Consider the following 19754-nt stretch of genomic DNA (forward strand, 5'->3'; position numbering starts at 1 on the left):
TCCAACTTTTGAGGAATCCTTTATGACCCGCAACTGGACCGGCCAGTTCATCACCCCCATTACGTCGCACGGCCAGGAGAACGACCCGGCCGTGTACCTCCGCCGTGAATTCGAAACTTCTGAGCGCCCGGCGCGCGCCACCTTGCACATCACCGCGTTGGGGATTGTCGAACCACACCTGAACGGCAGCGTTGTGGGCGATGAAGTCCTCGCACCTGGCTGGACGTCTTACCGGAATCGCCTTGCTGTCAGCAGCCATGACGTCACTCATGCAATCGTGCCGGGAGCCAACGTTGTCGGCGCCATCCTGGGACAGGGGTGGGCGATTGGCCGGTTGGGGTGGGAAAACAAGAGACACCACTATACGGACCGCCCCGCCCTGTACTTAGAGCTAGTTCTTGAATACGCAGACCGGACAGAAACCCTCACTAGTGACGGCTCCTTCCGGGCGGGCACCGGCGGCGTCCGTGCCAACAGCATCTACGACGGGGAGAGCTTCGACGCAAGACTCGAACCGGACGGCTGGGACCGCGCGGGCTTCAATGATTCAGCCTGGAGCGCTGTTGAGTCCTTCGAATGGCCCCTTCACGCACTGTTTGAAGCCACGGCTGAACCGATACGCCGGATTGAGGAACTCGCCCCGGTAGAAATCCTCACTACCCCCGGCGGCAAGACTGTCGTGGACTTCGGACAGGTCATCTCCGGGTGGGTTCGCCTCACCGTGCAGGGCGATGCCGGAACGACCATTACCCTCCGGCATGCCGAAGTAATGACGGAAGGAGAAATCGACGTCGAAACCCTGCGCACAGCGAAGGCGACCGACCACTACACGCTCCGAGGTGGAGAAACCGAAACCTGGGAACCACGGTTTACATTTCACGGTTTCCGGTATGTCGAACTCGATGGATGGCCAGGAAGTGTCGAACCGGAGTCACTCCGCGCAGTTGTGGTGCACTCTGACATGCGGCGCACGGGATGGCTAGAGACCTCTAACCCTTTGCTGAATAAGCTGCATGCAAACGCGGTCTGGTCGATGCGGGACAACTTCGTGGGGGTCCCTACTGACTGCCCTCAGAGAGACGAACGACTGGGCTGGACCGGTGACCTGAACGCCTTCGCCCCTACCGCCGCTTTTCTCTATGACGTTCGCGCAGTATTGGGCTCCTGGTTGAACGATCTCGCCGTCGAACAGGCCGAAAAAGGCTTCGTACCATGGGTAGTCCCCGACGTCCTCTCCACCCCGTCTTCCCCAACAGCGCTGTGGAGCGATGTAGCTGTCAGCCTGCCATGGGCCCTCTACCGCGAATACGGTGACAAAGCGATCCTCGCAAGCGCCTACGACTCCATGGCTAGTTATATCCGACAGGTCGCAAAGCTGCTGGACGAAAACGGTCTGTGGAGCAGTGGCTTCCAATACGGTGACTGGCTGGACCCGGACGCCCCCATTGACAACCCCGCGGGCGGCAAGACCGATAGGCACCTCGTCGCCTCGGCCTACCTATGCCGCACGACCAGCGAGATGGCCGACACCGCCACGATCCTTGGCAGGGCAGCGGACGCGGACGAATTCACAGCCCTTGCCGCCCGGGTCCGCAACGCTTTTATCGACGAGTACGTCACCAAAAACGGCAGGCTCGTAGACCAAACCGCCACCGCCTACGCCCTGGCAATCACCTTCGGAATCCTCGACACCGAACAGCAGAAGGTAGCAGGAAAAGTTCTCGCCACCACCGTCGCCAAATCCGGATACCGTATCTCCACTGGGTTCGCCGGTACCCCCTTGGTCACCGACGCACTCTCAATGACCGGTCATCTCGACGAGGCCTACCTCCTTCTACTCGAAACGGGTTGCCCTTCCTTCCTCTATCCCGTCACGATGGGAGCGACGACGATTTGGGAACGCTGGGATTCCATCCGTCCCGACGGAACCATCAACCCTTCAGGAATGACCTCCCTGAACCACTACGCCCTGGGCGCTGTATTGGACTGGATGCACCGCACCATCGGCGGGCTTACCGCGTTGGAACCCGGATACCGGCATGTGCGCATCGCACCCCAGCCCGGCGGAGGACTGACCTATGCGCGCCTCCGCCACGACACCGTTCATGGAGAAGTTCGCATCGCATGGTCCATCACGGACCGAGCTATGTCCTTGGAAGCCCGCATTCCGGCTGGAACTACTGCAGAGGTCACACTCCCGCTGCACCCTGACTCTCCCACAGTCAACATCAGCGGTGGAACCCACCAGTGGTCCTATGACATGCGAGAAGACGCAGCCACTGATGCCGTCTTCACCTTGGATTCAACGCTGGGCCAGATCGCCGGCAATGCCAAGGCATGGCGTGCCTTTACAGACGCCTTCTCCAGCCACTTCCCCGGAGTCCCCTTGGACGGAAACGGCCCCGAGGCTGCCGTCATGTCCGTGCGTACCATGCTGGACTACGTCCCCGGCGCATCCGACAAACTCAAAGACGACCTTTCTTCAGCACTGACTTCGGTTTCCCAAGGAGCTCACGCATGACCGCGCCCGACTTGTCCACTCTCACCCTTGAAGAGAAGGCATCCCTGTTATCAGGGAAGGACTTCTGGACTACCAAGAGCATTGATGCGGCGGGCATACCCTCGCTCGTCATCACCGACGGGCCTCATGGAATTCGCCGGCAGGACGCCGCAGCCGATCACTTGGGCATCCATGATAGCGTCCCGTCCACCTGCTTCCCGCCCGCCGTGGCCGTCGGCTCGAGCTGGAACCCTGAGGCGGCCGCCAAGGTGGGTGCCGCCGTCGGCCGGGAAGCCCTGGCTCTCGGGGTATCGGTCGTTCTGGGACCCGGGGTGAACATTAAGCGCTCCCCGCTGTGCGGGCGGAACTTCGAGTATTACTCCGAGGATCCCCTGCTCTCCGGCGTCCTCGGTGCCGCTCACGTCACAGCACTGCAGGAAACGGGCCCCGGCGCTTCCGTCAAGCACTTCGCAGCCAACAACCAAGAAACTGAACGGATGCGCATCAGCGCAGAAGTCGATGACAGGGCCCTGCGCGAAATCTACTTCCCGGCCTTTGAACGAGTCGTCACCGAGGCTCGCCCAGCCACAGTGATGTGCTCATACAACAAAGTCAACGGCGTCTACGCCTCCCACAACGCGTGGTTACTGACCGACGTACTGCGCGGCGAATGGGGCTTCCGGGGCGCCGTCATCTCCGACTGGGGTGCTGTGAGTGACCGGGTCGCTGGTGTCGCCGCCGGCATGGACCTCGAAATGCCGGGCAGCGGCGGAGGCACAGACAAGCAAATCGTCGACGCTGTCCGCAGTGGCATCCTTACCGAGGAACAAGTTAACGACTCTGTGCGCCGTGTCCTTGCACTGACTGACCTACCGGGCGGAAAGGCAACTCGGACGCTGCCTGTCGATGAGCACCACGCACTTGCCCGCGAGGTCGCAGCAGAATCAATCGTGCTGCTGAAGAACCGGGGCGCCCTGCCACTGCGAGGCGGACAACGCATTGCCGTAATAGGCCCCTTTGCTGTATCTCCGCGATTCCAAGGCGGGGGAAGTTCCCACGTCAACGCTAGGCGGACTGATTCGGCTCTGGACGAGCTCACGGCCCTGGCGCAAGACTGCAACGCCACAATCGACTACGCACCGGGTTTCTCTGTCGAAGAACCGGACGTTGCCCTACTCAAAGACGAAGCCCTAAGTCTGTCTAAAGCCGCCGACGTCGCAGTGGTTTTCGCTGGGCTCAGCGAACGTGAAGAGTCCGAAGGCTTCGACCGGACCGTTCTTGAACTGCCCGCCAATCAGGTCGAACTCATTCGTGCCGTGGCTTCGGTCGCACCGAAGACAGTCGTTGTGCTATCCAACGGCGGGGTCGTCTCACTTGAAGAATGGCATGATGATGTGGACGCCATCGTTGAGGGCTGGCTGCTGGGGCAAGCCAGCGGAGGGGCAATCGCCGATATACTCTTCGGTGCTGTCAACCCGTCTGGGCGCCTTGCCGAAACCATTCCGCTGCGCCTGGAGGACAACCCAAGCTGGCTCAACTTCCCAGGAGAGCAGGGCCATGTTCGCTACAGCGAAGGCGTCTTCGTCGGGTACCGTTACTACACCACCGCCAACCTAAAGGTCCGCTACCCATTCGGACACGGACTGTCCTACACCACCTTCGACACCTCAGCCTTGAAGGTCGAAACACTCTCCGACGATAGTGTCACCATTCAAGTGACCGTCACAAATACCGGGAATCGGCCCGGCAAGCACGTGGTTCAGGTCTACGTCGCAACTACAACTGGCCCCGTCCGCAGGCCCTTGCGTGAACTGCGCGCATTCACCAAAATCAGCTTGCAGGCCGGTGAAAGCAAGGAAGTCAACTTGACCCTGGACCGCCGCGCCTTTGCCTACTGGGACATTGAGCTGGGCCGCTGGGTTGTGCCGGCAGGAACGTACACAGTGCAGGTATGCTCCGACGCTTCCACCGTTCTGGCAGAACACGAAATCACCCTTGCCGGGGACAGTATCATCCGCGAACTCACCCTGGACTCCACCGTCGGGGACTGGTTTAGCCATCCGGCCGTCGGCCCGGCCCTCATGACAGGCCTTACAGCTTCCATGACCGACGAACAGGCACAACACGCACAACAGAACCCCGACGAACTCAAAATGGTCGAATCCATGCCGATGCAGCAGTTCCTTGCATTCACCAACGGAGCCTTTCCGCCCGAAGCCCTCCAGTCAATGATGGAGCTCAGTAAAAAGGAAACTGTGGCCTGACGACCAGCGGCACCAACGGCGCCGTTCCCTACACCAATGCCCGGACAACCAAGGCTCCAGTGAAAGTCGACGAAACGAGCACGGTGGATGAAACAGGTTCCACATTCGGCACAACACCTTGCTTCTGGCAGCCGACGGTAGTGGGTAGCCCAGTGGAAGTTCACCATCTCGGGAAACACGGAAATGTGGGAACCGGCCAGCAGTTACCGGCCTGTCGACCCGCAGCGCACCACGTTCCGAGAGACCCTCAACCCAACCCCTATGCGCGCCTTTACAGCGATATCTAACCAGACACTGGAGTCTCGATGCCAGACCTTGCCCTCACCACCCATGAATCCGATGTTCTTGCTGTCGGTTTGAAAACCGCCGCCCAGCATGAACCCTTGACGATCGACCACACGCACCCCGTCCTTTCGTGGAGGATCAAAGGCGCAGCAGAGGTCAGCGGCTTCGAAATTGTGATGGAGAAGACATCCGGGCGACCGAATCCGCTAGAGGTCTGGGCTTACGAGAAGTGCGGGGAGGATGCTTACGGGGAGGTCCGCTACGGCGGCGACGGGCTGGAGTCGGCCTCGTCCTACCGCTGGCGTGTTCGGCTGGCGGTAGGCGGCAAAGGGCACGGTCCTTGGAGCGCTTGGGCAGTTTTTGAAACAGGTTTGCTGAAGGCATCCGACTGGACGGCGGCGTGGATTGCCGACGGTGGCGCGAGTGATCATCGTCCTGTTTATCTATCGGGACGAATTGCAGTTCCGGAGGGCGTGGTCCGTGCTCGCGCCTACGTTAGTGCCCTGGGGTGGTATCGGCTGCTTGTTGACGGCGTCGATCTCACCGGCCCGGCCCTCGTGCCTAGGTTCACACCTTTGGACCAAGAGGTGGAATACCAAGGGTACGTCCTTAATGAAGCAGGAGGGTCGGATTCTCTGGAGTTGATGATCGTGGTGGCCGACGGCAGGTTCCGCGGCGCGCTAGGGATGCATAACCGTCGCGATGTTTACGGCGATCAGTTGGCCGGCCTGGTCCAGATTCTGTTCGAGACCGCGAACGGTGAGCGCGTGTGGGCCGGATCGGACACCTCCTGGAAAGCAACGCACGGTGAAATACTGGCATCGGATCCCAAGTTTGGTGAAACGGTCGACTTGCGCTTGGAGGTTGACGCCGCGGGCAGGCTCGATGAATCGATCAGTCGCAGGGTCATTATTGCTCGTTCTCACGAGCGCCGCCTGGTGGCAGAGTCCACACCCCGGGTTCGATCGGTAGCTGAGCTGAATGCGGTATCCGTGACCCGGCGCGAAGATGGGTCCCATATCATCGACTTCGGGCAAAACTTCGCCGGCATTGTACGGATCCGGGTTTCCGGACCGAACGGCGCCTTGGTGACGCTGCAGCACGCCGAGGATCTTGACGAGCAGGGAAATCTGGCCTGGGCCCATCTTGATCGTGAAGGTGCCGCCGATTCCAGTCGGCCACAGCGATTCCAGCGCGACGAGTTCGTCATGAACGGCTCAGTCCAGTGGGTGCAACCCTGGTTTACAATCCACGGATTCCGGTACGTGCAGGTGCATGGCCTCGATGAGCTTCGGTCCTCTGACGCTGTCGGAGTCGTGCTCTCCTCGGTGGCGGATCCTGCGGGCACGTTCGAGTGCTCCAACCCACTCCTGACCAAGCTCTGGCAGAACGCTTTCTGGAGCCTGCGTTCGAATTTCACCGATGTGCCGACAGACTGCCCAACCCGTGAGCGGGGCGGGTTCACCGGCGATGCGATGCTGTTCGCGCCCGCGGCGACTCGCCTCGCGGATGTACAGACGTTTCTGCGCCGTTATGTTGCCTCGGTAGCTCTCGAGCAGCTACCGGACGGTCGTGTCCCGATGATTGCCCCTGCTGAATACTCGGATTTCAGTGGAGGGCCCACCCAGAAAGACGATCAGGTCGCTAGCGCCGTCGGCTGGGGTGACGCCACGGTCCTCCTACCCTGGACGCTGCACGAGGTCTACGCCGATGAGCACGTACTGGAAGCTCAGTTCACCTCAATGCAACGGTGGCTCGCGTACCTTGAGCAGGGTGGCGCCCGCGAAGGGTTTATCTGGGGCGAATGGGTACGTCCGGGTGAGGACACCATGGCTGGCCTCATGCGTGACAACGCCGAGAATCGCCTTAATATCGGACTTGCTTACTACGCTCACAGCGCGCGCCGGCTCGCCGAGATTGCCCGTGTTCTTGGACACGAACAGGAAGCAAAGGGCTATGCCGAAATATCGCGGAACGCGATTGCACAGTGGCAGTCCGCAGCGGTCGCCGCGGACGGTCAAATTGGCACCGGCTTGCAGGACGACTACGTGCGTGCACTCGCGTTCGACTTGCTGCCCGATAAAGATCGTCTCTCCGCACTGTCACGCCTCCTCAAACTCATCGAAAAGTCGGAAGATCATCTCGCGACGGGATTCTTAAGCACCCCGATGCTTCTCCCCGTACTAGCCCGCTTCGGGCGCGCCGACGTTGCGTACCGGCTCCTGCTCCAAACCACAGCACCTTCGTGGCTAGGCATGGTCGAGGCAGGGGCCACCACAATCCTGGAGCATTGGTCAGAACCCGGACCTGACGGCATTCGAGAAGGTTCTTCAAATCACTACGCCCTAGGCTCGGCTGTCGAATGGTTGAGCTCCGGGATCCTTGGCATCGCCGCCACCGCGCCCGGATATAGGCGCGTTCGGATCGCCCCGGCCATCGGCGGCGGCCTCACTTTCGCGGAGGGGTCGATCGAAACTCCGCACGGCTTAGTTGAGGTTTCGTGGAAGGCGCAAAACGGACACCTACGGGAGCTAGCGGTGACGCTACCGACAGGGGTCTCCGGCGAAATCGTCCATCCTGATGGCTCGGTTGTGGAGGCGCATGCCGGAAGGACTCTGCTCGTCTTCGATGACGAGCGCCAGGAGTGAACTCGAAAGGTGTAACGATCCTTTAGGGACTGTGTATGCCGCATCCGTTACTCCGCATGAGCATTGTCCGGGAGACTGTCACTGCTTGTCGCTCAGCAAGATCGGCTCAGCAGTAAACGGTATATGACGCCACGATGGGGGCCAGTCTGAATCCTCGGCAGCCATGTTATGGCTGCCACTCTTTGCTGCCACACGCACAGACTAAGGTCTCGACTCTGCCGTCCGCGGTCCTGCAAATGTTGTTGGTGACGGATCCTCGCACGCCGACGCACCAACGGACTGTGGCCCGGAGGCAATGGCGATGATGCCAAAACCACGCCCATGAAGTTCTGGTGGACCAAAGGATATTGCGACTACCACCCGTAGGAGCCCGGCGGCTCCTTGATCGGCCAGAGCTATGAATACCGCCCCCGGCCTGCACCAGCGCGGGCGTAACGGCCCCAACTCTGTCAAGGAATCATGGACCCCGTACCGACGGGGGGCGGTTCATACATGAGACCCAACACTGCATGTGCCTCGGCCAGCATCCTCTAGCGGGACACTCGATGAAACTAGGAACCGCACAGCGAGCACATGGTCGGATCCTAAGTCAAGAAAAGCTGGGTCCCCAGCATTCCACGGAGTACGCCTGCTCAGCAAAGGCTGGGACCGCATGATTCGTCAACCGGTGATGCAGCAATTCGCAACTAATCGCATGCCCAGGTGGATGTTGAGCCGAGCGATCTAGCGGAGACGGATAGAAGGAACCCTTGCTGGGCTCGGTGCCCTTCCGTGCTTTGGCACGGAAGGGCACCGAGATTGCGGAGGATCAGTCGGCACTTTGCCGCCCCAGTCCCGCGTAGACAGCTGGACGCTTGGAGCGGAGAAAGAGCGCGTAAACGATGCCGCCGAAGAACAGGGCGAAGGTAAAGCTCATGAAGATCACAGTGAGCAGGGCTGAACCGCCGATCAGTTCAGGGTAGTTGGTGATAGCCAGGTACGTAATGACGCCGAGGAAAATGACACTGACCAGTGGAGCTATGATGCTCTTCCAAATAGATTCAGGTGCAAAGCTGCGGCGCCGCAGGAAGTAAACGAGCACAGCAAAACTCGTAATGAACATCAGGAGCAGCACTGCAAAAGTACCGCTTCCGCTGGCAATTGGATAAAGGACATCAGGCGCTACGCCCAGAACTGTGAAGACGACCGTAGCGGCACCCCAGATAACTCCAACGGCCAGTGCTGAAACGAACGGTGACTTGTGCTTGGGATGCACCCGCCCAAGAACCGTTGGCAACGCGTGATCTCGCGCCAATGCAAAGCTGTACCGCGCCGCGATGTTCTGGATCGACAACATGCACGCGAGTACCGACGTAATGAGCAGCACCACAGCAATATCCGCAAAGATCTTCCCAACCAGAGCTGCAACGGCGTCGTTGAAGAGGTTCACAGTATTGGACTCCGCCGCGGCCTGTACGTTGTCAGGGCCCAGGAAAGCAATGAACGCCCACGCCGCAAGGGCATAGAAGAGCCCAATGCCGACAACTGCGATGTAGGTCGCCCGGGGTATGGTCCGGTCAGGGTTCTTGACCTCATCCCGATAAATGACCGTGGCTTCAAATCCGAAGAAGTTCCCGACGGCGAACAGCAGCGCCAGGCCCAGAGTTGCATCTCCGAGGGAGGGAAGGGCAAAGACCGCTCCCTGAACTGTCTCCATCCCGTTGGCTGAGAAGGACGCGATGTCAAACACCACCACCACGGCCACTTCCAAGAGCATGACGACAGTGAGCACCTTCGCCGAGAGGTCGATGCGGTTATACGCAAGGAGTGTGGTCACAGCGATAATGCCTAGCGCGTACCAATACCAAGGGACATCCGGGCCATTCAGCGAATTCATGACGAAACCGTTAAGGGTCACACCGAAGAACGAAGGTGCAAAGAATCCGATGAAGATGTAGCCAAACAGCGCAAGAAAGGCGCCTCCAAGACCAGCAGGCTTTCCCAAGCCGGCCGTAACGAAGGAGTAGAAGCCGCCAGGTCCCTTGACGCTCCGGCTCATCTTCACAAAGCCCACAGAGAACATCAGCAACATCAGAGTTATAAGGACATAGATAGCTGGGGCGGTCTGGCCGCTGAACATCAGGAGAACGGGGAGAGTTCCCGCCACGGTGGCCAGAGGTGACGAGAATGCCAGCACGTTCATCACAAGTTCCCCCACCCCCATGTTGCCGCTGAGTCGGGTTTCCTGGGCATGGCGCGTCGCCTGAGGAGCGTCAATTGTCTTGTGTTGCATGTAGGCCTCGTCACTTGGTTATGAGTTCCGAATCACAGTATCGATGCTTGGCGTCGCGCCCTTGTGCCACCTTGGGACACCTTCCAATGGATGCCCCAGCGCGACCGAGTAGGCCGCACTATTGCCGCTAGACGGCACTTCGGATTTCGGCGTTGATCTCTGTGATGGAAAGGGTCAGTGCCACGGCCCGGTCAGTCAGTAGAGAAAGTTCCCGGTCTCCGCCGCTCCGATCGGCCCATCGACCAACACCATCAAGCAAAGTGAGTATCTGTTGGACGGTAGAGGCCGAGAGCTTGAGCCCCATCTCATCGGCTGCGGCAATGTACATGTCCTGGTGGAGACTGGTCCAAAGGTCGGCCTCTGCGCGGACCTCGTCCTTTAGAAAGCGTGCCACCTTATCCGCAGCGATCAGGAGGTCCCATATATTCGGTTCGGGTCTTCGCAGTTGCTGAGCCAGGTGGCCTTGGACAAGCGCAGCCCAGTACTCCTCGGCAGACGTCGCCTTCTCGGCTCCGGCCAGAAGGTCATAAGCGAAGGTATGCGTAAACCACCGGAGCGACTCCGCCACGATCTCGTCTTTTCCCCCCGGAAAGCTCGAGTAGATGCTGGGTGCTTGCATACCGACCTCCCTGGCTAAGGTGCGCAGGCTGACTGACTCAAAACCGCGGGTCGCAGCGAGTTGCAGGAAGCCTGCCACGATTCGGCGCCGGGTCGGAGTCTGCATTGACCAATCACGCCCTGACAGGAATTTTCTGACAGCGGCGTTAGCTTGCAGTCGCGGCGACTCGCTCACATCACCCACCCCGTTGATCGACAGTGATGACTCCAGCGTAGCTAACGAACACTCGTTAGCCCAGAGGGAGAACCCAACCGTTTTCTCAGCCATATATGATCGCCCATTCGCAGGAGCGCGGCAGTTCCGACCGATCTCTCGGTCACCCGCCCGATGATAAGTTCGTCTGAATAGGCTGCGCGGCTGGCAATGGTCAGGCCCGCACCAGATAGGGTCAGCGACCCTGGAGGCACAGCCCGTTTGGATCTGCTCGCCTGAAGTGTTTGGAGGCCACTGTCCGACCACGGCAATTCGAGGAGCGCAGATGCCCCGGGCTCCGAGAACATTCTCACAGTGTGTCTACTTCGGCAGATCCGCCTGATCAGGGTGCTTTCCGACGTACCTAAAACGACGCCTGCCATAGCCAGATCCGGTCCCGCCGGACCTCCAAACGTGATCGGCAAGATGTGCGTTGATGGACGATGCTCGCCATGGTCATAGGTGACAGTTGAATAGGCAGCCGCTAGGAAAGCCTCGAGGTCCTTCGCACCTATGGAACGCTCGTCGTAGTCGAGAAGGACGCCATCTTTCATCTTCTTAAAATTATTGATTGCGACTGATTCAAGAGACTGGACGGCCTCCATGAATGCTTCTACGTATGGACCAGGAACAGCCGGCGCCAGTATCTCCACCAGCAGCTTTCCAGGTTCACAGGCAATGAAAGCCAAATCTTGGAGACTCACCACGCCCTCAGTTCTCCTGCGAAAGGAAAGAAGGCGGGCCGTAGCGCTTGAACACAGTGCCAGGAACAAGCGCTACGGACCGCAGCTTGGAGGGTCTACATGCCCCGAATCGGCCACGGCCACGCATCACTCGTATCGCGGCCCTCCGACATTTCCTGAAGGAGTCGATGAACAGTTCTGCCAGACCGCTTTAGTGCATGGTCGCTGCGCTCTCCGGAATCCGTCTCACTGGAGTGAGGTGAGGTTCGCAGCCACTCAACGTGGCGTCCTTGTGCGAGCTTCCTGTTCATCATCGGGATCAACCCTTAAGAATTAGTTGTGCCTTTTGGTCAATTCCAGTTTGGGTTCCTGCAGACCTTTCCATCCGTGTCAGTTTGAGACACCGCACAATAGAATTCACGGACTCAACGCGAACTGATACTGACAACAAAGATGAAGATCCCGGACGCAGCAATCAGAAGCGCCGCTGCACGAGGCGGGACGCTGTGGACACCTCGCATTGTTGCTGTAGCCCGGGGCTGCGGGCCAGGCTTGACCAAGTGGTCGCCAACCAAACGCAACCCGGCAGCCACTAGAACCAGGAAGACCCCAAAGTACTCCATTCAGTCCGCCCATCGGGCGCTATACGGATCCAGCGCCACGGCCAGATGCTTGCTGGTGTATTCAGGGTCCACCTGCGAGACCTGCATGGCACAACTGAAACCGTCCGTAAGTACGAGTGCACCATCATCAGCCTGACCAATTGATGGAATGATCGAGTGCTCCGCAACTTTCATCGACATGTCAAAGTGCTCTGCCTCGAAACCGAAGTTGCCGGCCACACCACAGCACGAGGACGATTCCACCAGGTTGGAAACTCCCCAGGCTTCCAGGACCCGTTTCTGGGCGCCCGAACCGAACACAGCATGCTCATGGCAGTGCGTTTGCAATACAGCTGATTCGGGCGGCAGGGCCTTTGGTTTCCATCCTCGCGTAACGGCCTCGTCCACGGCGACGGCGAAGGATCGAACTCTGGCCGCGACCCTCGCAGCAGCGTCGCCGCCTACCAGTTTCGGACCCTCGTCCCGGATGGTGGCAGCGCAACTGGGTTCAAGGACAACAATGTCCCGCTCCGTGCCGTCGTCGAACTTGCTGATCAACTGAGCCAACCGCCGTCGGGCCCCTTCGCGCTGCCCGGTGGAGATCCACGTCAGACCGCAGCAGGCGTCCGGCGTACAGCCTACAGATTTGCCTGTGTCACGGAGCACGCGGGCAGCAGCCGGAACCACCTCGGGCCTAAAGGCGCGGGTAAAGCTGTCGATAAACACCAGGATGTCGGCATTGTCCGCAAATTTTGCTTCCCGGAGCCGCTTCCGGATCCTGCCGTTTGCCGCAAAAGCCGGGAGTTGTCGTCGGGCACTGATGCCCAGCCACTCCCCCGCAAGCCTGAACGGCCGGAATGATGCTCCCAGGTTGGCCAGTGGCGCCACCCGCGTCAGCAACGGAAGCCACCGCGGCAGCCACCCAATGGAGTAATGCGTGAACGGCCGGATCCGCCCACGATAGTACTCATCGACCAATTCTGATTTTGCCTCGGCAATGTCTACACCTGTGGGGCAATCCGTGGAGCAGGCTTTGCAAGAGAGGCAAAGGTCCAGGGCCTCCCGGACTTCCGGGCTTGACCAGCCATCCTTGCTGCTGCCGTTTGCCCGGGTCAGTTCCTGCAGCACCCGCGCACGGCCACGGGTCGAATCCTTTTCATCCCTCGTGGCCCGATAACTGGGGCACATAAATCCGCCGTTGGTGGAACGGCACCTGCCCACTCCGATACAGGCGTGGGAGTTACCCACAAATGGACTGGAGACCTTCAGCAGTTCGCTATTTCCAGAGGAAAGCACGACGGCGGCACCCGGGTCTGCGGTCAGCTCACCGTGAGTGCGTCCAGGCTTGACGACACCTTCCAAGGCCAGCGAGGCAGCGAAGGGAACTGGATGAACGATGATCCCGGGGTTGAGGATTTGTGCCGGATCCCAGAGGTGTTTGAAGGCCCTGAAGATGCCGATCATCTCCCGGGAATACATGACTTCCAGCAATTCGCTGCGTGCCCTGCCGTCGCCATGTTCGCCGGACAGCGAGCCACCATGGGTCACCACCAGGTCAGCCGCGTCACGGGTGAAGTCACTGAAGACCTTACGTCCGGAGTCGCTGCGGAGGTCGTAGTCCAACCGCATGTGCACACACCCTGCTCCAAAGTGGCCGTACATGAGGGCGGTGTAGCCGTACCTTTTCACCAGTGGAAGAAGGTCCGCCAAGTAGTCGGCAAGCCGTTCAGGGGCCACAGCAGAATCTTCCCAACCGGGCCACGTTTGAACTCCGTCGATCCGCAGCGACGAGAGTCCGGCGCCGTCTTCACGTACCCGCCACAGCTTTCCTCGCTCAACAGGGTCAGTGACGATCCTGAAATTAACAACGCGCCCGTTCGCGCCGAGCTTGTCGGCCAGTTCCTGACAGGAAGTGTCGGCCAGCTGCAAAGTGTCAGCCGAAAACTCCACCATGAGGAAGGCACTCCCCCCAGGCAACGACTCAACGCTGGCCGCTCCTCGCCGGTGCCTCATGATGTCCACGATCGAAACATCCAGCCCCTCGATGGCGCTCGGCTTGGCGGACAAAATGGTCATCACGTCACGGGCAGAATCAATGGTGTCGCGATATCCCAGGCAGAGCAGTGCGGTGGTGACGGGCTTCGGCACGAGGCCCACCTTTGCCCGCACGATGACAGCGCACGTACCTTCGCTGCCTGCCAATGCGGCGGCCACATCGAATCCGTGTTCCGGCAGCAGATGGCCCACGTGGTACCCGGAAACCTGTCGGGGAATGGCCTGAAGTTCAACACGTAGCCTGGCCATGTTCTTTGCGGCCAAAGCCTCCAGGCCCTCGGTGAGCTCCAGAGCGCGAGCAACGGAATGGGTGTCAGATTCGTCAACAGCGCGGAGAAAGCCACGCCCGGCCCTCAGGTAAGCGCCGTCAGCAGTGACAAGATCCACTTCCCGCACATGATGCGTCATGCGCCCATAGGCCACAGAGTGATTTCCGCAGGCGTCATTGCCGATGGAACCACCGATGGTGGCCCGGCTCAGGGAGGAAGGATCCGGTGCAAATGTCAGAGTACCCGTCGTGGCCTTTTCAACGTGGGCGCGCAGCTCACCGAGGACAACCCCAGCGTCGGCCCAAACTGTTCTATCTTCGGCGTCGAGAGCCCCTACCGCATTCATGCGGCGGGAGAGATCCATCACCAAACCGTCGCCGATGGCGTTCCCTGCCATCGAGGTACCCCCGCCGCGAGTCGTCATCGGCACTGCCAATGCCGAACATAGGCGCACGACTGTTCGTACGTCATCGACACTTTTGGGGAAAGCCACGGCGGCGGGTCTTACCCGATAATTCGATGCATCGTAGGAGTACTCAGACAGCCTTCGCGAAGAGTCGTCCACCTCCACGCCGTGATGCTCCAACCGGGCGAGCAACTGCCTCAGAGCCGTGTCGCCGTTGTCACCATGGGGCATGGTTGCGTTCTCCATTCGTAGGTTTCGGGAAGAAGTGTAAGCAGCCGCGGTATGCCCTGGATTGTGCCAAAACAGAACGGGCACAGCGGACGAATCCGCTGTGCCCGCTTGACTGATCTCGCTGCTTACTTCAAGAACTCGGAAAGGTTGTCCTTGGTGATGAGCGTGAATGGCAGCGTGTAGCGGTTCTCCACATTGCCGCCCTTGAGGAAGTCAGTGACAACTTCAACTGCCTTGACGCCCTGTCCAGCAGAGTCCTGTCGGACGGTAGCCGACATTGTCCCGGCTTTGATGTCCTGCATGGCTGGTTCAGTACCGTCGACGCCGACTACGGCCTTGAACTCGGCAGTTCGTCCCGCGTCAGCGATAGCGGAGGCTGCACCGATGGCCATTTCGTCATTGTTGGCCACTACGGCGTCGATCTGGCCGGCGCTAAAGCGCTGAAGCGTGTCTTCCATGTTGCGCTTGGCGTCGTCACGGCTTCCCTTCGCCTGGAATTCAGCCACGATCTTGAAGTTCTTGTTGATCTTGCTGTCGAAGCCGTTCTTGCGGCGATCGGTCCAGGAGGCACCGTAGGTGCCCGCGGCGAACACAATGTTGCCGCCCTCCGGAAGAGCCTTGTTCAGGTACTCAGCCTGCATTTCACCGGCCACGGTGTCATCCACACCGATGTAGCTCTTGTATCCAACGTCCGAACCTTCGGCGAACTCGGTGGACAAAATGAACAGCGGTATGTTGGCCGCGATGACACGCTTCGCTGCGTTCTGGCTGGCCTCGCCATCCAAAGGCTGCATGATGACGGCGTCTACCTGACGGGTGAGAAGATCTTCAACCTGGTTGAGCTCACTTCCTACGTCCTTCTTGGAGTCGGTGRTGTTGAGCTTGACGCCCTTTTCATCGGCAGTCTTCTTCATGGCGTCCGTCATGTGCGCCAGGTCCGGGTCCTGAAGGTCAAGAACCACAACGCCAATGTTGTAGGACTTGCCTGCAGCCTCCGACGTGCCGGGGGTGCTACTCCCCCCGCAGCCGGTGAGTGTGAGGGCTCCAGCGGCCAGCATAGCGGTGGTTACGGCGAGCTTCTGTCGCATTCCCATGATGGTTCCTTTCAATGGTTCTGATTGCTGAGGAGATTGTTGGTTCTGTGTTCCCCATTGGGTTCGGGGCATTTCGGTTATTGCAGTGGCTAGTCAGACTTCCACCGGTTCAGCAGCACGGCGAGCACCAGGATGATGCCTTGAACTCCTTGCTGGTAGTACGACGAGACCCCCATCAGGTTCATGCCATTCATGACCACGCCCAGCAGGAGGACACCGATGACCGTTCCGCGGATGGTGCCTACGCCACCGAAGAGACTCGTTCCTCCAATGACGACAGCGGCAATCACCTGAAGTTCGTATCCAGTTCCGGCAACCGGCGCCGCGCCGTCCAAGCGCGCAGTGAGAACCAGACCTCCCAGGGCGGCTGTCACGCCACCGATGAGGTAAACGGTGAAGAGCACCCGGCTGGTGGAGATGCCCACTTTCTTGGCGGACTCTTCGTTGCCGCCTACGGCATATACATGCGAACCGAATTTGGTTCGGCTGAGGACAAACTCACAGATAACTGCGGCGATCAAGAAAATAATCACTGGGACAGGAACCGGACCGATGAAACCCGACCCAAGCCATTCAGCTGGTCCGCTCAGCCCGGAAACAACCTGCCCGTCCGTCATGACCAGAACTGCCGTGCGGGCAATGGCCATGGTTGCCAGTGTTGCCAGGAACGGCAGGATGGCTCCCCAGACCACCAACGCTGCGCTCAGGAATCCAACCAGCAGGCCTACTGCGAGGCCTGCAACCAGCGGCAACCAGAAGGCACCACCACTTGCCGGGGCCAGCAAGGCGAAAGTCATACCGGCCAAACCCACAATTGAACCGACAGAAAGGTCAATGCCGGCGGTGATCATAATGAACGTCATCCCGAGGGCGATCAGTCCTATGATGGACGACTGCCGGACCACGTTGACGATGTTGTTCAGGGTCAGGAAGTTTGGCGCAGCAGCCGCGAGGAAGATAAGGATTACCACGAAAAGGATGATGATCCCATAGTCACCAATGAAGCGCTTGACCTTGGTGGCAGTCATTCCCTCTTTAAGGTCAGCGGGTCCGAGCTTTGTCTTGATATTTTCCATGGTGAGACTCATGAGTGGCTCGCATTCGTAGTGCCAGGAGCGGCCATCACATCAACGACGTCCATCGATGAGGTGCTTCCGATCTTGCGGCGGTTGTCGGGGATTCCGGCGCCGTCGTCGATGTAGTCATCCAACGTGCCGTGGGAGATGAGGTGTGCCACCTGTGCTTCGGTAACCTCACCAACCCGGAAGCGACCCACTACTTGGCCTTGGCGCATCACCGCGAAACGATCTGCCACGGCAAATGCCTCATCCAGCCGGTGAGTGATGATGATGACGGCGATGCCGAGATCTTTGAGGCGCTGGGTCACTTCAATGAGCTTGTCCACCTTGGCCACCGACAGGTTTGCCGTGGGCTCATCCATGATGATCAAGCGGGCATCGAATGCCAACGCCCTGCCAATGGCGACGGCCTGACGCTGTCCGCCTGACAATCTCTTGACCTTGAGACGTGGATTGATGGGGATGTCCAAGCGTTCGAGTACCCGTTTGGTTTCGAGTTCCATCTTTTTGCGGTCGATGATCCGCAATAGGGGGCCGAGGATGTTCTTCTGCGGCTCCCGGCCCAGGAAGATGTTGGAACGAACATCAAGGTTGTCCGCCAAGGCGAAGTCCTGGTAGACCATCTCCACGCCCTGATCGCGTGAAGCTGATGGGGTTGGGAACTCAGTCGCTTTGCCGTCCAGTTCGATGGAACCTCGGTCTGGTTGGTACACGCCCGTCAGTACCTTCATGAGCGTAGATTTGCCGGCGGCATTGTCGCCCAGCAGTGCGAAGGTCTCGCCAGGCTGGACATCGATGCTGACGCCGCGCAAGGCGGACACTGCTCCGAATGTCTTGTGTATGTCCTTGAGGGCGACCAGTGGAGGGGTCGCCGGTGGTGCTTCGGTCATCTCATCCTCGTTCGTTAGGGCCATGCGAATGATCCGGTGAAACACTTGAGGCGCGGTCCATCAAACTACGTTGTTTGACCTGCTGATTCGGGATGGTTCTAAAGCCCCGAGCCGCGTGACCTTCGCCACACTGTTTCACTTACTAGAACTTTGACGGATGAGCGTTCCGTGGATGTGTGCCACTTTGGAACACGAGAATGATACGCTTCAATTACTTAACTAAAAATAGCTTCCAGCGAGAATACTGGAAGCTAAAATCAGCTGCTTACGGCCACGCAACGAGGCTGTAGCCGTCGGCTACGTGAAATAGTCGACGCTCACCCACCGAGAGAACCCAGACGATATCCCCGTCGGGAGTCGCGTCGTCAACGTATCCGTCATAGGGAGGCCAACCAGGCCTCTGCAAACGGACAGCGTCGCCAGGCTCCACCTTCTCCCAGAACCCGGCGGGCGGTGTCCAGCTGGCCTGCATTGAGTTCTCTGACTTATGGGCTGCGTTCATGTCCAGCTACCCATCCTTTCCATCGGCACCGCAACTCCAGCGTTCTGACAATTAAAAATGCCCGACCTGGGCCGCAGTTGTCGTTGCGGGAACATCTGCGGCCCAGGGCAGGCGGCCTTGTTTCCTGATTAGCTCAGGTCCACTTCAACGGCAGTGCCGGTTCGGGCGGATTTCTCCGCAGCATCCGCAAGAATCAATGCCGCACGGCCGTCCTCGAACCCGGGACTCCTGGAAGGCAGGCCTCGAACAGCACGGAGGAACTCTGCAACTTCCAGTCGATAGGCCTCTGCATAGCGCTCCAGGAAGAAGTCCTGGTATGGCCCTACGGACTCAACGGATCGAGGACCCCAGTGCCGGACGAGGTTATCGTTCTTATTCCCCACCTGCAGCAGCCCCTTTGACCCGAAGGCTTCGATCCGCTGGTCATAACCGTAGGCTGAGTGGCGCGAATTGATGATCGTCACGAGTTCATCGTTGGATCCCCGCAAGGTGACAACGGTGGAATCGAAATCGCCCGCGTGACGGATGGCGTCGCTGAATACGTTTGCACCCTGCGCTGAAACTTCAACGATATTTGGAATGAAGTATCGTGCCATATCAAGGTCGTGGATGGTCATGTCCCGGAAGATTCCGCCGGACTGGGGAAGATAGGCTGTCGGAGGCTCCCCCGGGTCCCGGCTGGTGATCAGCAGCTGCTCCAGAACTCCTATTTCCTCAGCGGCCACGCGGCGTTTCAGCTCCACGAAATGGCGGTCAAAGCGCTTGTTGAAGCCAAGGGCAACGGGAACGTCTGACAATGCCGCTATCTCCCGAAAAGCGTTCACGCGGGAAATTTCCAGGTCGATCGGTTTCTCACAGAGGACTGGCACTTCCGCCTCGATCGCCTTTGCGACGAGGTCCAAATGAGTCGCCGTGGGAGAGGCCACGATGACAGCATCGATCTCACCTGAAGCGAAGACTTCATCAGGATCGTCGGTCACCCGACCACCGAATTCAGCTGCGGTTTCTTTAGCACCTTCGATGAAAGGATCACAAACCCAAGACAGCGTAGCCTCGTCCAGGGTAGCCAAGCTCATGGCATGTACTTGGCCTATGCGCCCGGTTCCGAACAGGCCGACTCTGATTTGATGCGTCATTGCAGATCTCCAGGTCTATATGGAAGC

Annotated in this window: 12 protein-coding genes; 3 read left to right on the forward strand and 9 right to left on the reverse strand. The window is 59.3% G+C overall.

Annotated features, from left to right (window positions below; translation table 11 throughout):
- The first annotated feature begins 22 nt into the window (after positions 1-22).
- The 3 genes from AC1DCM_RS01285 to AC1DCM_RS01295 all read left to right on the forward strand — a co-directional run bounded on the left by AC1DCM_RS01285 (position 23) and on the right by AC1DCM_RS01295 (position 7697).
- On the forward strand, positions 23-2521 hold the full coding sequence (locus AC1DCM_RS01285) for a glycoside hydrolase family 78 protein (protein WP_477516995.1): 2499 nt from the start codon (positions 23-25) through the stop codon (positions 2519-2521).
- A complete protein-coding gene (locus AC1DCM_RS01290; RefSeq protein WP_477516996.1) occupies positions 2518-4764 on the forward strand; it encodes a glycoside hydrolase family 3 C-terminal domain-containing protein in 2247 nt (748 codons plus the stop codon). The genes AC1DCM_RS01285 and AC1DCM_RS01290 overlap by 4 nt, the downstream gene beginning before the upstream one ends.
- A gap of 305 nt (positions 4765-5069) precedes the next feature.
- Positions 5070-7697: a family 78 glycoside hydrolase catalytic domain gene (locus AC1DCM_RS01295; protein WP_477516997.1), complete on the forward strand. Its 2628-nt coding sequence runs from the start codon at positions 5070-5072 to the stop codon at positions 7695-7697.
- 808 nt (positions 7698-8505) lie between these two features.
- Here the strand turns inward: AC1DCM_RS01295 and AC1DCM_RS01300 are convergent.
- The 9 genes from AC1DCM_RS01300 to iolG all read right to left on the reverse strand — a co-directional run bounded on the left by AC1DCM_RS01300 (position 8506) and on the right by iolG (position 19727).
- Positions 8506-9969 (reverse strand): APC family permease, encoded by a 1464-nt coding sequence (locus AC1DCM_RS01300; protein ID WP_477516998.1) that lies wholly within the window; start codon positions 9967-9969, stop codon positions 8506-8508.
- Positions 9970-10096: 127 nt separating this feature from the next.
- The gene (locus AC1DCM_RS01305; RefSeq protein ID WP_477516999.1) at positions 10097-10855 is read right to left on the reverse strand and encodes a TetR/AcrR family transcriptional regulator; all 759 of its coding nucleotides are present in this window, start codon (positions 10853-10855) and stop codon (positions 10097-10099) included.
- Positions 10804-11385 (reverse strand): carboxyltransferase domain-containing protein, encoded by a 582-nt coding sequence (locus AC1DCM_RS01310; RefSeq protein WP_477517161.1) that lies wholly within the window; start codon positions 11383-11385, stop codon positions 10804-10806. The genes AC1DCM_RS01305 and AC1DCM_RS01310 overlap by 52 nt, the downstream gene beginning before the upstream one ends.
- A 701-nt stretch (positions 11386-12086) precedes the next feature.
- Complete coding sequence (locus tag AC1DCM_RS01315) at positions 12087-15026, reverse strand: FAD-binding and (Fe-S)-binding domain-containing protein (protein WP_477517000.1); 2940 nt, start codon at positions 15024-15026, stop codon at positions 12087-12089.
- Between the two features lie 125 nt (positions 15027-15151).
- A complete protein-coding gene (locus AC1DCM_RS01320; RefSeq protein ID WP_477517001.1) occupies positions 15152-16120 on the reverse strand; it encodes a sugar ABC transporter substrate-binding protein in 969 nt (322 codons plus the stop codon).
- An 89-nt stretch (positions 16121-16209) separates the two neighbouring features.
- The gene (locus AC1DCM_RS01325) at positions 16210-17208 is read right to left on the reverse strand and encodes an ABC transporter permease (protein ID WP_477517002.1); all 999 of its coding nucleotides are present in this window, start codon (positions 17206-17208) and stop codon (positions 16210-16212) included.
- The gene (locus AC1DCM_RS01330; RefSeq protein WP_166660247.1) at positions 17205-18089 is read right to left on the reverse strand and encodes an ATP-binding cassette domain-containing protein; all 885 of its coding nucleotides are present in this window, start codon (positions 18087-18089) and stop codon (positions 17205-17207) included. Before AC1DCM_RS01330 ends, AC1DCM_RS01325 begins: the two co-directional genes overlap by 4 nt.
- Before the next feature lie 265 nt (positions 18090-18354).
- On the reverse strand, positions 18355-18591 hold the full coding sequence (locus tag AC1DCM_RS01335; RefSeq protein ID WP_231342981.1) for a hypothetical protein: 237 nt from the start codon (positions 18589-18591) through the stop codon (positions 18355-18357).
- 128 nt (positions 18592-18719) lie between these two features.
- A complete protein-coding gene (gene iolG / locus AC1DCM_RS01340) occupies positions 18720-19727 on the reverse strand; it encodes an inositol 2-dehydrogenase (protein WP_477517003.1) in 1008 nt (335 codons plus the stop codon).
- Positions 19728-19754 lie beyond the last annotated feature (27 nt).

The sequence above is a fragment of the Paenarthrobacter sp. 10N417 genome, assembly GCF_056394745.1.

Excerpts from the sequence above, each read along its gene's own strand:
- AC1DCM_RS01330 (WP_166660247.1), bottom strand. The coding sequence starts at position 18,089 with ATGACCGAAGCACCACCGGCGACCCCTCCACTGGTCGCCCTCAAGGAC.
- AC1DCM_RS01285 (WP_477516995.1), top strand. The coding sequence starts at position 23 with ATGACCCGCAACTGGACCGGCCAGTTCATCACCCCCATTACGTCGCAC.
- AC1DCM_RS01315 (WP_477517000.1), bottom strand. The coding sequence starts at position 15,026 with ATGCCCCATGGTGACAACGGCGACACGGCTCTGAGGCAGTTGCTCGCC.
- iolG (WP_477517003.1), bottom strand. The coding sequence starts at position 19,727 with ATGACGCATCAAATCAGAGTCGGCCTGTTCGGAACCGGGCGCATAGGC.
- AC1DCM_RS01325 (WP_477517002.1), bottom strand. The coding sequence starts at position 17,208 with ATGAGTCTCACCATGGAAAATATCAAGACAAAGCTCGGACCCGCTGAC.
- AC1DCM_RS01310 (WP_477517161.1), bottom strand. The coding sequence starts at position 11,385 with ATGGAGGCCGTCCAGTCTCTTGAATCAGTCGCAATCAATAATTTTAAG.
- AC1DCM_RS01300 (WP_477516998.1), bottom strand. The coding sequence starts at position 9,969 with ATGCAACACAAGACAATTGACGCTCCTCAGGCGACGCGCCATGCCCAG.
- AC1DCM_RS01335 (WP_231342981.1), bottom strand. The coding sequence starts at position 18,591 with ATGAACGCAGCCCATAAGTCAGAGAACTCAATGCAGGCCAGCTGGACA.
- AC1DCM_RS01290 (WP_477516996.1), top strand. The coding sequence starts at position 2,518 with ATGACCGCGCCCGACTTGTCCACTCTCACCCTTGAAGAGAAGGCATCC.
- AC1DCM_RS01295 (WP_477516997.1), top strand. The coding sequence starts at position 5,070 with ATGCCAGACCTTGCCCTCACCACCCATGAATCCGATGTTCTTGCTGTC.
- AC1DCM_RS01305 (WP_477516999.1), bottom strand. The coding sequence starts at position 10,855 with ATGGCTGAGAAAACGGTTGGGTTCTCCCTCTGGGCTAACGAGTGTTCG.